The organism is Bacillus thuringiensis (assembly GCF_001595725.1).
In the GTDB taxonomy this organism is placed as follows: domain Bacteria; phylum Bacillota; class Bacilli; order Bacillales; family Bacillaceae_G; genus Bacillus_A; species Bacillus_A thuringiensis_K.
In genome coordinates this window covers 5,083,316-5,098,506 of the sequence record NZ_CP014282.1, presented here as the reverse complement: position 1 = coordinate 5,098,506, position 15,191 = coordinate 5,083,316, and the positions used below count along the sequence as shown (strand labels likewise).

Here is a 15,191-nt window from a genome sequence, read left to right as displayed (position 1 = left end):
AGAAGTTTACCTATGATTGGTAAACTTCTTTTTTATTATTGTACCGCTATTACTTTATTTATTTTTTGTAACGGTTTGTAACCGTGTGCTTCAAATGCCTTTGCAAATTCATTTGATACGGCAGTTCCATATAAATCCTTTGCAGCTTGTACGATATGAGATTGAAGTGATTCAAAGTCTTCAGCGGAAGTTGCATAATTTTGCAATGTACGCATAACAACTTTACTTACTTTTTCATTTCCTTGTTTTTGAACAGCAACACCGTTATATGTTTTACCTTCAGCTAATTGATATAATACGTGACTGATAATACCAGAATTCACGTGTGATTCTTGATTATTACCATCGTTATAGAAATCTTGTAAATTTGTATATAGTTTATGACCGCCGTCACCAATTTCCCTTGGGATATCACGAATTGTTAGGCCACCTAATGTATCGCCCATAATCCAGTTTCCTTTATCTTTCTTTACGTAATATTCGATTTGTGTACCCCAGAAATCCGCTAATCCCTCGTTTAGTGCAGATGTTTCAGCGCTTGGATATCTCACGACTTTATTTTTCGTTGTGCCACTGAATACAGCATGTCCAAATTCATGAGCTGTTACATCAAGAGCTGATGTTAGTTTTCCGTCTAAACCATCACCAAATACCATTTGGTTCCAAGCGGGATGCCAAAATGCATTTACATAGTCTTCTTTTACACCATCACTAACTTCAGTAGAATCAAAACCGTGTACACTAGCAACAACTTTTGAATCTTTATTGTCGTAACTTTTTAGATTATGTTCTTTCTTAAAGTAATCGTAAATATCACTCATGTTCTTCATAGCGCCCGCGGCTTCTTTGTCTGCAAAATTAGGATTGCTACTTGAAATTAGTGTCCCTGGATAACCAGCTTGACTATATCCTCCGAGGGAATCGGCGTAGTTTGCATTATAAATATAAATACCATTTCCGCGTGATAAATCCGCTAAATAAAATTTCCCATCAGTTCCTTTGGCAATATTAAAAGAGATGTTTTCTTGAAGTGCATTTTTCCCAGTTCCTTGCTCACTTGCAGGGGATAATCTAGGTGACGTTACTTGATTTATAGTCTTATTCTCTTTGTTTTTAATGAATTTTTCTTGGAAAAGTACTTCGCCAGTTTTTAAATCAACGATAGCATTGCCGTTTATAATTTGTTCATTGTTTTCATAAGTAAATGTAATAACAGTTGCGAATGTATAATAGCCATCTTTTTTCTTATAAACAACGGTTTCGCTAGAGAATTCTGTCTCAACTGCATCACTTGGAATTTGAACTATATCGCGTAATTTAGATTTTACTTCATTTTTCGACAAAAAATTTGTTATAGTAAGATTAGGTTGTTGATTTAAATTTTGAACAACTTTACCACTAACAGTTGTGATTACTCCATTTTTATCTACTTTTACAATGAGATCTTGGCCATATACTTTATAGTTTTTATATGTTTGTGCAAGGCGAACTTCGGTTTGATTTTCTTTGGTTTCTTTATTTGTAGGTTGGAAATCTACATTTTTTTCAGTAGTGACTTGTTCTTGTTGAGCTTTAGCCCCATCTACCTCACCTTTTAAATACTTTTTAGCAATATTTTCTTTCGTATCATTTTGAGGTTGTGTTAATTTCCCGATTGTTAAACCAGGCTGAGCAATTTCAACTTTGACTGCACTTTTGTCTAATTCTTGAGCATGAATAGCTTCTGTTGATAAAGGGCAAAGAAGACCGAATGTAACGAAAGCACTAGCAAGTTTTCTATAATTCATCTATAACACTCCTAATCTATTATTGTATGTGAGATGAATTGTATGAAAAATTTGCCGAATTTTATATATATTATGCATTATTTCATATCAAAAATTGTCGAATTCACATTATTGTAGTGGTATGACAACTCAAAAAATTAGATTGTTCTAATGGGATGGTGAGTAAGTATGCACGCAGAAAAATTAGGAAGTGAAATTAAGAAAATTAGGGTGATGAGAGGATTAACACAGAAACAGTTATCCGAGAACATATGTCATCAATCGGAAGTAAGTCGAATTGAATCGGGCGCGGTATACCCAAGTATGGATATATTGCAAGGTATCGCAGCAAAATTACAAGTTCCCATTATTCATTTTTATGAGGTACTCATTTATTCTGATATTGAAAGAAAAAAACAGTTTAAAGATCAAATCATTATGCTTTGTAAGCAAAAAAGATATAAAGAAATTTATAATAAAGTATGGAATGAGCTGAAAAAGGAAGAATATCATCCTGAATTTCAGCAGTTTCTTCAATGGCAATATCATGTAGCAGCTTACATATTAAAGAAAATCGATTACGAATATTGTATTTTAGAATTGAAAAAATTGTTAAATCAACAGTTAGCTGGAATAGACGTATACCAAAATCTTTATATAGAAAATGCGATTGCAAATATTTATGCTGAAAATAGCTATTTTAAGAAGAGTATTGAGTTATTTGAAGATATATTAAAACAATTAGATGTATTGCATGATAATGAAGAATTTGAAGTGAAGGTAAGATATAATCATGCAAAAGCATTATATTTAGATAATCAATATGAAGAGTCACTTTATCAAGTAAATAAAGCGATTGAAATATCATGCCGAATTAATAGTATGGCATTAATTGGACAGCTATATTATCAAAGAGGTGAATGCCTAGGGAAGTTGGAGTACGATGAGGCAGAGGTTGAAGATGCATATAAAAAGGCAAGTTTCTTTTTTGATATATTAGAAATGCATGCATATAAAGAAGCGCTCGTAAATAAAATCAGTAGATAAATATCCTAAAAAATGGGTATGCATAATTGCATATAATAGGGATAAATTTTCATGATATATTAAAATAAAAAATGTGGGTGATGGAATATGAAGAAATTACTTATTGGTAGTTTATTAACGTTAGCGATGGCATGGGGTATTTCATTAGGCGATACGGCATTAGAGAAAAGCCATATAATTTCTCATAACGATCAAGAGGTACAATTAGCTAAAGATTTACCTTTTGAATATTAAAAAACAACCGTCTTACTTAGGCGGTTGTTTTTTTATGGAGTAACATCCAAACGTCTTTACTAGAAACAGGTTTGCTAATAAAGAATCCTTGAATGTGATCACAATTTTGTTTATGTAAAAATTCCCATTCTTCTGCTGTTTCTACACCTTCTGCAATCACTTTTAAATTTAGTTCTTTTGATAGTGTAATAATGGAAGAGACAATTGCTTCTTCTAAAGGACTAGTTGTAATTCCACAAATAAACTCTCGAGCTATTTTTAATGTGTTGATTGGGTATTTTGTTAAATAAGCTAAAGAACTATAACCAGTTCCAAAGTCGTCGATTGAAATTTGAATACCGAGATTTTGAAGTTGTTCTAGTTTTGCAACTACAGATTGATTTTGATTAATTGCGATGCTTTCCGTAATTTCAATATCTAGTGCTTCTGGTTTCAGTTCTGTTTCTTCCAACACCTTTGAAATAGTTGGGATTAAATCTGCATGGTTAAATTGAACAACAGATAAATTTACACCAACTTTTAAGTGAGAAAAACCTTGATTATGCCATCTTTTTGCCTCTAAGCAGGCAGTACGTAAAATCCAATTGCCAAGTTCAATAATAAAACCAGTTTCCTCTGCTAGAGGGATAAATTGGGCAGGAGATACGATACCGAGTTTTGGATGCTTCCAACGTATTAATGCTTCAAAACCGATAATTTGTTTTGTTTTTGTGCTTACTTGTGGCTGGTATTCAAGGAAAAATTCATTTTGTTGTAATGCTTTTGAAAGTTCACCTTCTAAGAATTGAATTTCATTTTGAGCGATACTCATTTCTTTTGAGAAGAAAACAAATCTGTTTTTTCCATTTGCTTTCGCACGGTACATAGCCATATCAGCATTTTTCATTAACTCATTTACATTAGTTCCATAATCAGGGTACATCGCAATTCCGATACTTGGTGTAATAGAGAGTTCTTCGCCTTGAATGAAGAATGGTTTGTTTAAAATAGTTAAAATCTGTTCAGCTATAAAAATTGCACTTTTTTCTGAGTACATTTCTGGTAATAGAATTGTAAACTCATCTCCACCTTGGCGAGCGACGATATCTTTTGAACGCAAGCAACCGCGTAATCTTTTTGCTACTTCAATTAATAATAAATCTCCGACGTCATGACCAAGTCTATCGTTAATTTTTTTAAATCGATCTAAATCAAGGAATATGACGGCAACATCATTTGCGTTAGTTTGGGCTGTATTTAAAATGGCTTTTAAATCTTTTTCGAACTTTCGGCGATTTGGTAATCCAGTAAGTGCATCGTGAAAGGCTAAATGCTCTACTTGTTTTTGTTTTTCATATAAAGTTGTAATATCACGCGCTATCCCAAACATTCCGACCACTTCTTTGTTTATAAAAGTAGGGATAAGTGTAATATGAAGATAATAATAATAGCCTTCTTGTTCTTTTGTACGAACTTCTAACGTTTGTGGCCTACCTTCCTTTGTAATTTGTAAAGCCTTCTTTAGTAGTTCGTGGTCTTTTGAATCAATGAAGTGTACCAGAGAATAGCTTCCTACTTCACAATAATAGGCAGTAAATAAGCTTTCGCATGCCTTATTAGATTGTTGAAAAATGCCATTCATATTTAAAGAGAAAACGGCATCGGGATGATCTTCGAATAAAGACTTATAGCGTTGTTCACTTTTTGATAATGCAAATGCACCTTCTTCAACTTCGTCCTCTAGTTGTGTAGTCAACTGTTCATATGTAAGGATTAGTGCTTGATTATCTTTCCACATGTAAAGTTGCCGCAAGAATAACAAAATAAGTGATAATACGAGACCAATTAACATAAATTTATCATCCCAAGGTTGAATGATAATAAAGGAAAAAGTAATAATTATACTAAAATAAGGTAGTATAAAACGTACATAATCGAATCGATAATATTTTGCTTTCGTTTCATGTTGCATTGGTTTATCCAAGATATATAGTATGGAAGAAAGTCCAATTAATAAAATAGAAGCAGTGTGTATTAAATAATTAAATTCAGGAGAAGTTTTCATCCCAAAATTTAATTGAAACAGATGAATGTAACCGTATACGAGTATAATAGTGAAACCGATAATTAATGCGATTCTACTAGAAGAATATTGTTCTCTTCTATAAAGACTAATAACGGCGTAAATTACTAATGATTGTGCAATAAAATAGCCAATTAAAATCCAAGTTTCCTTTGTTAACATACGGAAGCTTGAAAGGTCCAAGATAAAAGTTAAAGTGAAATAAATGTTCATAATAACAATAAAGATGCTATCGAATGAAAATTGAGCAAGACCCTTAATAGAGTAAATTTTTATAAACTTTATAGCAAATCCAACAAAGAGTAAAACATATTGTATGATAAAAAAAGGTAATGCTTTATATGAGAATATAACTTGCTCATGAATGGAAAGTGAATGAAGGAATAAAGTTATCTCCATAGCTAACCCGCATAGACAAGTACATAATAATAAAATCCAAAATAATTTATCACCATGTGTCATTTTTCTAATCGCTTTACATAAGCAATAGCAAGAAAAAAGTGCAGCGAAACAGAATAAGAAAAGAATCCCGGTTTCTTTTATATTCAACTCATTTGGTATAAGGAATATCCAAAGAGCAAATATAAATATGTATATTATGACAGATTGTATATACTTTTTTTGATTAATCATATTATGACTCCGTTTCAATAAAGTTGAATCTCGGGGAGAAAATACTAATTTAAATAATAGCATATAAAATAGAATGTTTTTTACTATAAAAATTACTTTTTTGAAAAAATGGTGCAAAGTTACAATTTACCACTGTAACTTTGCACCACCTATTCTTTTCATTCCTCTTATAGCAGAAAGTTCGTCTATTAATTGGAATAGTGCTAAGTCTTTTTGTTTACTTTCAATCATAATATCGAAATTATGATTGTTTTTTTTCGCAATGTGTAAGAAGGGCTTAATAAACTCTAAATCGATATATTCAGCATGGGCCCTAAATTCTTTTTCCGATCTCGGGGAGGAAATGTGAACTTTAGGAGAAATATTTGTATGTGACCAAGTTTCAAAAATTGCAGGAAGCAACTCTTCTAGTGGTTCTTCGCAAAGATTGGCCATATGATGATGATAATCAAATACAAATGGAATATTTTCTTTTTGGCAAATTGATAAAGTTTCAGCAGTTGTATATGTTTTATCATCGTTTTCAAGAGTCATTTGTTTTTTTATATGTGTAGGAAGTTTTTTTATGTTTTCATGGAAGCGCTCAATTGCCTTTTCTTTATTTCCATAGGCTCCACCTACATGAATATTAATGTAAGAAGAATCTGCAATGCCTATAGCATCTAATATTTTATAATGATAAGTCATATCCGTAATAGCGTTAGTAGTAATATGTGGCTTGTCGCTTGTAAATAGCGTAAATTGATTTGGATGAAAACTTATTCGTAAATTGTGTTCTTTAATTAAAGCCCCTATTTTACGCCAAAGTGGTGTGAATACCCCAATATAGTCAAACTCGACTTCGGGATGTGTTGCAAGTGGGACGATGGAAGATGATAGGCGATATAGTGGGATTTCATGTGCTATATTGTAATGAAGGATACGTATTGTGTGCTCTAAATTTTGCCTTATAACATGGTACAGTTTGTCTTCTCGTTCTTGCTTGCTGAGTTTCTTAAAGCTTGTAAACGTCATTGTTTTGGCAGGAGAACAGTCCCAGAGTGCCATTGCATGTGAGACATATCCAAACCGTATAATCATATGAGATACCCCCTTTTATTCATTGTTTTTCCTATAAAAAGAAAGCAAGCATTGTTCCAATCCATTCCTTTCCTCTATCGATAAGAGAAGGCGGGTTTACATCACTATAGGAAAGTACGGATGCATTCTCTAGATCTTCATGGAATTTATTTTTTACTGTTTGAATGAAATGTTTATTATATAACAGGCAGTTTATTTCATGGTTAATATATAAACTTCTCATATCAAAGTTTGCCGTTCCGATATCACAAATATCATCGTCCACTATAATAATTTTGGCGTGAAAAAATCCTTGTTGAAATGCATAAATATTGCAACCAGCCTGTATTAATTTTCGGCAGTACGGGAATTTTGCTTCTCGAACGAGAGGGTGATCAGCTTTTTCTGGAACAAGAATTGTGATTTGAACCCCTCTTTCTCTTGCTTTTAATAAGGCATTCATAATTTTTTTTCCAGGAATGAAATATGGTGTACCGATACAGATTTCTTTTTTTGCCCCGTTAATTAAATGTAAAAAAGTATGTTGTAAATAAGCACCATCAGTCGGAATAAATTGATGCAGGATGGTACCTGGGTTTTGTTTTGGAAAATAAAGAGAAGCATCCAATAAATTCTGTTTCGTATCATCAAACCAGTCATGCAAAAATTGCTTTTGTAAATCTTGAATCCCTTCTCCTGTAAGACGTAAATGATAGTCTCGCCATAATCCTAAATATTCATTATGCCCTAGATACTCTTCGCCGATATTAAATCCCCCGATATAGCCGGTTTTCCCATCAATCACTGTAATTTTCCTATGATTTCTTTGATTAGCAGAAAAGAAAGGCAGAGGAAATTTTACCTTATGACAAAATGAAAAAGATATACCATGTTTTTGCAGGGAGCGAATAGCTTCGTTTGATAAAGAATGGCTGCCAAATCGATCAAGTAAAAGTCGTACTTCAATTCCTTCCTGAGCCTTATCAATCAGCAATTTTAAAAATTCACGACTGATTTTATCGTTTTTTACAATGAAGAATAAAATATGAATGTGATGCTGTGCTTGTTTTATATCAGTAAATAAAGCGTCATATAAATCTTTCCCGTATGTATAAAGGTGAAAATCACTTTGACGTAAAGGGAAAGTGCGAGGGCTTACTCGTTTTAAATGAAGAAGTCGCCCGTATGAAAGGTCAATTGTAATCCAAAGAGCAACGGATATTAACAAAAGAGATAAGTAGAGCATCAGTGAATTCCCTCCTTCGCATTCTTTTCACCTTCAGTGTGTTACAAATGATACGGGTAGCATGGCTCTTATTATAAATTTTATTAGAGGATAGTATGTTGCACTGATTAAAGTTTCACTTTATCCCGCTTTAACGGGCAGTAAGCCTTTCAACTCAAAACTGTTGAATAAGTAGAAGTTAGTTTGGAAATCAACTGCCCGTAAAAGCCCGATTGGTTCAACTAATAATCAGCGGGGGGATGAACCACCCCTACTGATTAAAGTTTCACTTTATAGTTTCACCGAAATAAACAGCTTTATGAAAAAATGTGTTGTTCTATAACAAAAAACTGTTGACTGAATGCTCACTCATTATATAATGGGGATAGGGGATATAATTCAGAAAATTATATATTTTTGAAGATTCGAAAAAAGAAAGAGGGCTTACAAAGAGAGGGGTAGCATAAAAATGAATAGCTTACTGATCATTAATTGGCTGGCTGCCATTGCTGTTATTGCTTATGCAGGATATTTGTTTGTATATCTTATACGGACGAGAATGGCCTACATACAATTAGGGAAAAAAATTGAATTTGACCGTCGTTTTAAAGAGCGTTGGGATCTCCTTAAGGTCAATGTTTTCGGTCAGAAAAAGCTGCTGAAAGATAAGAAAAGCGGCATCATTCACGTTATGTTCTTTTACGGATTTATTCTTGTCCAATTTGGAGCAATTGACTTCGTTTGGAAAGGACTCGCACCAGGATCACATCTTCCACTTGGACCACTATACCCTGCATTTACATTCTTCCAGGAAATTGTCACACTTGTTATTTTAATTGCAGTATTTTGGGCTTTTCATAGACGTTATGTAGAAAAGCTTGTTCGTTTAAAACGTAACTTCAAATCAGGTCTTGTTCTTATCTTTATCGGTGGCTTAATGATTTCTGTGCTACTTGGTAACGGTATGGGAATTATATGGCATGGCGAGGAGCTTTCATGGAGTGAACCAATTGCTTCTGCAATCGCTTACGTTTTTAGCGGGATAAATGAAACCGTAGCCATTTCAGTGTTCTATTTTTCTTGGTGGGTGCATTTACTAATTTTGTTAACGTTTTTAGTGTATGTTCCACAATCAAAACATGCGCATTTAATTGCGGGACCAGCCAATGTATTCTTCGGTCGTCTTTCAAACCCAGGGAAGCTTGAAAAGATTGATTTTGAAGATGAAACGCAAGAAACATTTGGTGTTGGTAAAATTGAAGACTTTAGACAAAATCAACTTATTGACTTATACGCTTGTGTAGAGTGTGGCCGTTGTACAAATATGTGTCCGGCAACAGGAACAGGAAAAATGTTATCGCCGATGGACTTAATTTTAAAACTTCGCGATCATTTAACTGATAAAGGAGCTGCGGTAACATCAAAAGCACCGTGGGTTCCAGTAGTTGCCTTCAATAACACACAAGGAAATCAGTTAGCGATGATGGCAGCTGGAAAAGGACAACAAGAATCAGCGTTTACAACACTCGCTTACGATCCGAGTTTAATCGGAGATGTTATTACAGAAGAAGAGATTTGGGCATGTACAACGTGTCGTAACTGTGAAGATCAATGCCCAGTTATGAATGAGCATGTAGACAAAATTATTGATTTACGTCGATATCTCGTTTTAACAGAAGGAAAAATGGACGCGGAAGCACAACGCGCGATGACAAATATCGAGCGTCAAGGAAATCCGTGGGGGCTGAACCGTAAAGAGCGTGAAACATGGCGCCAAGGTGATGACGAAGTAACAGTTCCAACTGTAAAAGAAAAATCAAAAGCTGGGGAGGAATTCGAGTATTTATTCTGGGTTGGTTCAATGGGATCATACGACAATCGTAGTCAGAAGATTGCGATATCGTTTGCGAAGTTAATGAACGAAGCAGGCATTTCATTCGCAATTCTCGGTAATAAAGAAAAGAATTCTGGAGATACACCACGCCGCCTCGGAAATGAATTTGTATTCCAAGAGATGGCGACAAAGAATATCGAAGAATTTGAAAAGGCAGGAGTGAAGAAAATCGTTACGATTGATCCTCATGCTTATAACACATTTAAAAATGAGTATCCGGACTTTGGCTTGCAAGCAGAAGTCTATCATCATACAGAATTGTTAGCTCAGTGGGTGAAAGAAGGGCGCTTAAAGCCTGTTCACGCTATTGAAGAAACAGTTACGTACCATGATTCCTGTTATTTAGGAAGATACAACGAAGTGTACGAAGCGCCACGTGACATTTTGAAAGCGATTCCTGGAGTGAATCTTGTAGAAATGGCACGTAACCGTGAAACGGGAATGTGCTGTGGCGCAGGTGGTGGTTTAATGTGGATGGAAGAAACAACAGGTTCTCGTATTAACGTTGCTCGTACAGAACAAGCATTAGCTGTACAGCCATCCATTATCGGTACAGGTTGTCCATATTGCTTAACGATGATCAGTGATGGAACGAAAGCGAAAGAGGTAGAAGAGAAAGTTCAAACTCTTGATGTGACAGAGATTTTAGAACGATCTGTTATCGGACAGAAAAAAGAAGCGATGTAGTTTGTAAGAATGTATACAACTTTAGAAAGAGGTGCAATGATTGCACCTCTTCTCAACGTAGGGATACCGAGCGAGCGCTCAGTGTTAAAAAATGAAATGGGGGAAAGAAACATGAGTAAAACAGTTATTTTAAGTGCTGCAAGAACACCAGTTGGAAAATTTGGAGGATCTTTAAAAGATGTAAAAGCGACGGAACTTGGAGGAATTGCAATTAAAGCAGCGCTTGAAAGAGCAAATGTTGCGGCTAGTGATGTTGAAGAAGTTATATTTGGAACGGTTATTCAAGGTGGGCAGGGACAAATTCCATCGCGCCAAGCTGCGAGGGCTGCTGGAATCCCTTGGGAAGTGCAGACGGAAACAGTGAATAAAGTTTGTGCATCAGGGCTTCGTGCGGTTACGTTAGCGGATCAGATTATTCGTACTGGCGATCAATCACTGATTGTAGCTGGCGGTATGGAGTCGATGAGTAACAGTCCTTACATTTTACGTGGAGCAAGATGGGGATACAGAATGGGCAACAACGAAGTTATTGATTTAAACGTTGCTGACGGTTTAACATGCGCATTTTCAGGTACACACATGGGCGTTTATGGCGGAGAAGTTGCAAAGGAAGATGGAATTTCTCGCGAAGCGCAAGATGAATGGGCATATCGTAGCCATCAGCGTGCGGTTTCAGCGCATAAAGAAGGGCGTTTTGAAGAGGAAATCGTACCAGTAACGATTCCGCAAAGAAAAGGCGATCCTATTGTCGTTGCAAAGGATGAGGCGCCACGTGAAGATACAACGATTGAAAAGTTAGCAAAGTTAAAACCTGTATTTGATAAGACAGCGACGGTGACAGCTGGTAATGCGCCAGGACTAAACGATGGTGGTGCCGCACTTGTATTAATGAGCGAAGACAGAGCGAAGCAAGAAGGAAGAAAGCCATTAGCGACAATTTTGGCGCATACAGCAATTGCAGTGGAATCTAAAGATTTCCCAAGAACGCCAGGTTATGCAATTAACGCATTGCTTGAAAAAACAGGCAAGACAATTGAAGACATCGATTTATTCGAGATTAATGAAGCATTTGCAGCGGTAGCAATCGCAAGTACAGAAATCGCAGGAATTGATCCAGAAAAATTGAATGTAAATGGCGGCGCAGTGGCGATGGGACATCCGATTGGAGCAAGCGGAGCGCGCATTATCGTTACACTAATCCATGCACTTAAGCAGCGCGGCGGCGGAATTGGAATTGCTTCGATTTGTAGCGGTGGCGGTCAAGGGGACGCAGTGATGATTGAAGTTCACTAATTAAAGTTCGAGGGTATAAAATTTATTAACAATTAAGGGGGAAGAAAAAATGGGTGTACAAAACATTGTTGTAATTGGTGCAGGGCAAATGGGATCAGGAATTGCACAAGTATGTGCAATGGCAGGATATGACGTGAAGGTACAAGATTTAAAACAAGAGCAATTAGATAGAGGATTGGCTATCATTACGAAAAACCTAGCGCGCCAAGTAGAAAAAGGACGCATGAAGGAAGAAGAGAAGGAAGCGACATTAAATCGTCTTACAGTAACGCTTGATTTAGATTGTGTGAAAGAAGCGGATCTTATTATTGAAGCAGCTGTTGAGAAAATGGATATTAAAAAGAAAATCTTTGCGAATCTAGATGAAATTGCTCCAGAACACGCAATTTTAGCGACGAATACGTCATCTCTGCCAATTACAGAAATTGCAGCGGTAACGAAGCGTCCGGAAAAAGTAATCGGTATGCACTTTATGAATCCAGTTCCAGTTATGAAGCTTGTTGAGATTATTCGTGGTTTGGCTACCGATGATGCGGTATATGAAGCAATTGAAGATATTACGAAAAAAATTGGGAAAGTACCAGTTGAAGTGAATGATTTCCCAGGTTTTGTATCAAACCGCATTTTGCTACCGATGATTAACGAAGCGATTTATACGTTATATGAAGGTGTAGCGACGAAAGAAGCAATTGATGAAGTCATGAAGCTTGGTATGAACCATCCGATGGGGCCTTTGACACTCGCTGATTTTATCGGTTTAGATACGTGTTTATACATTATGGAAGTTTTGCATGAAGGATTAGGAGATAGTAAATATCGCCCATGTCCGTTATTACGTAAGTATGTGAATGCAGGATGGTTAGGGCGTAAAACAGGCCGTGGATTCTACGTTTACGAATAAATGCCCCCTTTGTTACAACATAGTGGTCTTACCAAATTATTTAAAGGATATATAGCAAATGGAGGCGGAATATATGAACTTTCGTTTTAATGAAGAGCAGCAAATGATGAGGAAAATGGTTCGGGACTTTGCACAGAAGGAAATAGCTCCCTTTGTTCCTAGCATGGAACAAGGGGTGTTCCCGAAAGAGATTTTGCAAAAGATGGGTGAGCTTGGATTAATGGGTATTCCAGCGCCTGCAAAATACGGCGGGGCAGAAATGGACTTTATTTCTTACATTCTAGCAATTGAGGAAATCTCAAAGGTCAGTGCAACAGTTGGTGTAATTTTAGCTGTACATACGTCAGTTGGAATGAATCCGGTTTTATATTTCGGAACAGAAGAACAGAAGAAAAAATATGTTTCTAAACTTGCAACCGGGGAATATTTAGGCGCATTTGCTTTAACAGAGCCAAATGCAGGATCAGATGCAGGGAGTTTGAAATCAAGAGCTGTGAAAAAAGGTGATCATTATATTATTAATGGATCGAAAGTGTTTATTACAAATGGTGGTGAAGCAAGTACGTACATTGTATTCGCTTCTACAAATCCAGAGGCAGGAAAAAGTGGTATTTCTGCATTTATAGTAGAGAAAGATACACCTGGTTTAATCATCGGAAAAGATGAACATAAGATGGGACTTCTCGGTTCTCGTACAGTACAACTTACTTTTGAAGATATGAAAGTGCCAGCTGAGAATTTACTTGGGGAAGAAGGACAAGGATTCAAGGTGGCGATGGCGAATTTAGATGTTGGGCGAATTGGAATCGGTGCACAGGCGTTAGGAATTGCTGAAGCGGCGCTTGCATGTGCGATTGATTATGCAAAAGAACGAGAACAATTCGGGAAGCCCATTGCGGCGCAGCAAGGGATTGGCTTCAAGCTTGCAGATATGGCAACAAGTGTCGAGGCAGCAAGGTTACTCGTATATAGAGCGGCATCTCTTAGGGCACAAGGATTACCATGCGGTAAAGAAGCATCTATTGCGAAATTATTTGCTTCTAAGACAGCGGTTGAAGTCGCGATTGAGGCGGTGCAAGTATTTGGTGGTTACGGTTATACGAAAGACTATCCAGTAGAACGATTTTTCCGTGATGCGAAAATCACGCAAATATATGAAGGAACAAGTGAAATACAGAAACTTGTTATTAGCCGTGCTTTATAAAAGGGCGAGGGGGAGACGGAGATGCATTTTAAACTATCAGAAGAACATGAAATGATAAGAAAAATGGTTCGAGATTTTGCTAAAAATGAAGTGGCACCAACAGCAGCTGAGCGTGATGAGGAAGAGCGATTTGATCGAGAATTATTTGATCAAATGGCAGAGCTTGGTTTAACTGGTATTCCATGGCCTGAAGAGTACGGCGGAATTGGAAGCGATTACTTAGCGTACGTAATCGCTATTGAAGAATTATCTCGCGTTTGTGCTTCAACAGGCGTAACACTGTCCGCGCATACTTCACTTGCGGGATGGCCAATTTTTAAATTTGGGACGGAAGAGCAAAAGCAAAAGTTTTTACGACCGATGGCTGAAGGGAAGAAAATTGGTGCATACGGCTTAACGGAGCCAGGATCTGGATCGGATGCTGGTGGAATGAAGACAATTGCAAAGAGAGATGGAGACCATTATATTTTAAATGGATCAAAAATTTTCATTACAAATGGCGGTATTGCTGATATTTATGTTGTTTTTGCGCTAACTGATCCTGAATCGAAGCAGCGCGGTACGAGTGCATTTATTGTAGAAAGTGATACACCGGGATTTTCAGTTGGGAAGAAGGAGAGCAAGCTAGGGATTCGCTCTTCACCAACGACTGAAATTATGTTTGAAGATTGCCGTATTCCTGTAGAGAATCTACTTGGAGAAGAGGGGCAAGGGTTTAAAGTTGCGATGCAAACATTAGATGGAGGTCGTAACGGTATTGCGGCGCAAGCTGTTGGTATTGCACAAGGGGCTTTAGATGCTTCTGTAGAATATGCAAGGGAGCGCCATCAATTTGGAAAACCAATTGCGGCGCAGCAAGGGATTGGCTTTAAACTTGCAGATATGGCAACAGATGTAGAAGCGGCACGCCTTTTAACATATCAAGCGGCTTGGCTTGAATCAGAAGGGCTTCCGTATGGAAAAGAATCAGCGATGTCAAAAGTATTTGCAGGGGATACAGCTATGAAGGTGACGACTGAAGCGGTGCAAGTATTTGGTGGTTACGGCTATACGAAAGATTATCCAGTAGAGCGTTATATGAGAGATGCAAAGATTACACAAATATATGAAGGAACACAAGAGATTCAGAGGCTTGTAATTTCTCGTATGTTAACGAAGTAGGAACGAAAGCGTAGGTATTTTCCTA

Annotated in this window: 11 protein-coding genes; 7 read left to right on the top strand and 4 right to left on the bottom strand. The window is 36.6% G+C overall.

Annotated elements, in window-relative coordinates; genetic code table 11:
- Positions 1 to 35 precede the first annotated feature (35 nt).
- Entirely contained in the window at positions 36 to 1,787 is a 1,752-nt protein-coding gene (locus AXW78_RS25700; RefSeq protein ID WP_061884797.1) for a M4 family metallopeptidase, read from the bottom strand.
- 168 nt (positions 1,788 to 1,955) lie between these two features.
- On the opposite strand from AXW78_RS25700, the gene plcR reads away from it, so the two are divergent.
- Positions 1,956 to 2,813 (top strand): transcriptional regulator PlcR, encoded by an 858-nt coding sequence (plcR, locus tag AXW78_RS25695; protein WP_000542919.1) that lies wholly within the window; start codon positions 1,956 to 1,958, stop codon positions 2,811 to 2,813.
- Positions 2,814 to 2,900: 87 nt separating this feature from the next.
- A complete protein-coding gene (locus AXW78_RS25690) occupies positions 2,901 to 3,047 on the top strand; it encodes a quorum-sensing peptide PapR (protein WP_000734730.1) in 147 nt (48 codons plus the stop codon).
- Between the two features lie 16 nt (positions 3,048 to 3,063).
- On the opposite strand, the gene AXW78_RS25685 is transcribed toward AXW78_RS25690, so the two are convergent.
- From AXW78_RS25685 to cls, 3 genes are all read right to left on the bottom strand, one after another.
- Complete coding sequence (locus AXW78_RS25685; RefSeq protein WP_061884796.1) at positions 3,064 to 5,742, bottom strand: DUF4084 domain-containing protein; 2,679 nt, start codon at positions 5,740 to 5,742, stop codon at positions 3,064 to 3,066.
- 126 nt (positions 5,743 to 5,868) lie between these two features.
- A complete protein-coding gene (gene uvsE / locus AXW78_RS25680; RefSeq protein WP_000586777.1) occupies positions 5,869 to 6,822 on the bottom strand; it encodes a UV DNA damage repair endonuclease UvsE in 954 nt (317 codons plus the stop codon).
- Between the two features lie 31 nt (positions 6,823 to 6,853).
- A complete protein-coding gene (cls, locus tag AXW78_RS25675; protein WP_061884795.1) occupies positions 6,854 to 8,047 on the bottom strand; it encodes a cardiolipin synthase in 1,194 nt (397 codons plus the stop codon).
- Positions 8,048 to 8,495: 448 nt separating this feature from the next.
- Between cls and AXW78_RS25670 the strand changes: the two genes are divergently transcribed.
- From AXW78_RS25670 to acdA, 5 genes are all read left to right on the top strand, one after another.
- Entirely contained in the window at positions 8,496 to 10,607 is a 2,112-nt protein-coding gene (locus tag AXW78_RS25670; protein WP_061884794.1) for a (Fe-S)-binding protein, read from the top strand.
- 9 nt (positions 10,608 to 10,616) lie between these two features.
- Positions 10,617 to 11,900 (top strand): acetyl-CoA C-acetyltransferase, encoded by a 1,284-nt coding sequence (locus AXW78_RS25665; protein ID WP_002026635.1) that lies wholly within the window; start codon positions 10,617 to 10,619, stop codon positions 11,898 to 11,900.
- Positions 11,901 to 11,949: 49 nt separating this feature from the next.
- The gene (locus AXW78_RS25660; RefSeq protein WP_000538874.1) at positions 11,950 to 12,801 is read left to right on the top strand and encodes a 3-hydroxybutyryl-CoA dehydrogenase; all 852 of its coding nucleotides are present in this window, start codon (positions 11,950 to 11,952) and stop codon (positions 12,799 to 12,801) included.
- A 73-nt stretch (positions 12,802 to 12,874) separates the two neighbouring features.
- Positions 12,875 to 14,005, top strand: a complete 1,131-nt coding sequence (locus tag AXW78_RS25655; RefSeq protein WP_061884793.1) for an acyl-CoA dehydrogenase — start codon at positions 12,875 to 12,877, stop codon at positions 14,003 to 14,005.
- Positions 14,006 to 14,026: 21 nt separating this feature from the next.
- Positions 14,027 to 15,166 carry an acyl-CoA dehydrogenase AcdA gene (gene acdA / locus AXW78_RS25650; RefSeq protein WP_000545543.1) on the top strand — a complete coding sequence of 380 codons (1,140 nt, stop codon included), beginning with the start codon at positions 14,027 to 14,029 and terminating at the stop codon, positions 15,164 to 15,166.
- The last annotated feature ends 25 nt before the right edge of the window (positions 15,167 to 15,191 follow it).

Coding starts and splice junctions, on each gene's coding strand:
- AXW78_RS25700 (WP_061884797.1), bottom strand. CDS start 1,787: ATGAATTATAGAAAACTTGCTAGTGCTTTCGTTACATTCGGTCTTCTT.
- plcR (WP_000542919.1), top strand. CDS start 1,956: ATGCACGCAGAAAAATTAGGAAGTGAAATTAAGAAAATTAGGGTGATG.
- AXW78_RS25690 (WP_000734730.1), top strand. CDS start 2,901: ATGAAGAAATTACTTATTGGTAGTTTATTAACGTTAGCGATGGCATGG.
- AXW78_RS25685 (WP_061884796.1), bottom strand. CDS start 5,742: ATGATTAATCAAAAAAAGTATATACAATCTGTCATAATATACATATTT.
- uvsE (WP_000586777.1), bottom strand. CDS start 6,822: ATGATTATACGGTTTGGATATGTCTCACATGCAATGGCACTCTGGGAC.
- cls (WP_061884795.1), bottom strand. CDS start 8,047: ATGCTCTACTTATCTCTTTTGTTAATATCCGTTGCTCTTTGGATTACA.
- AXW78_RS25670 (WP_061884794.1), top strand. CDS start 8,496: ATGAATAGCTTACTGATCATTAATTGGCTGGCTGCCATTGCTGTTATT.
- AXW78_RS25665 (WP_002026635.1), top strand. CDS start 10,617: ATGTATACAACTTTAGAAAGAGGTGCAATGATTGCACCTCTTCTCAAC.
- AXW78_RS25660 (WP_000538874.1), top strand. CDS start 11,950: ATGGGTGTACAAAACATTGTTGTAATTGGTGCAGGGCAAATGGGATCA.
- AXW78_RS25655 (WP_061884793.1), top strand. CDS start 12,875: ATGAACTTTCGTTTTAATGAAGAGCAGCAAATGATGAGGAAAATGGTT.
- acdA (WP_000545543.1), top strand. CDS start 14,027: ATGCATTTTAAACTATCAGAAGAACATGAAATGATAAGAAAAATGGTT.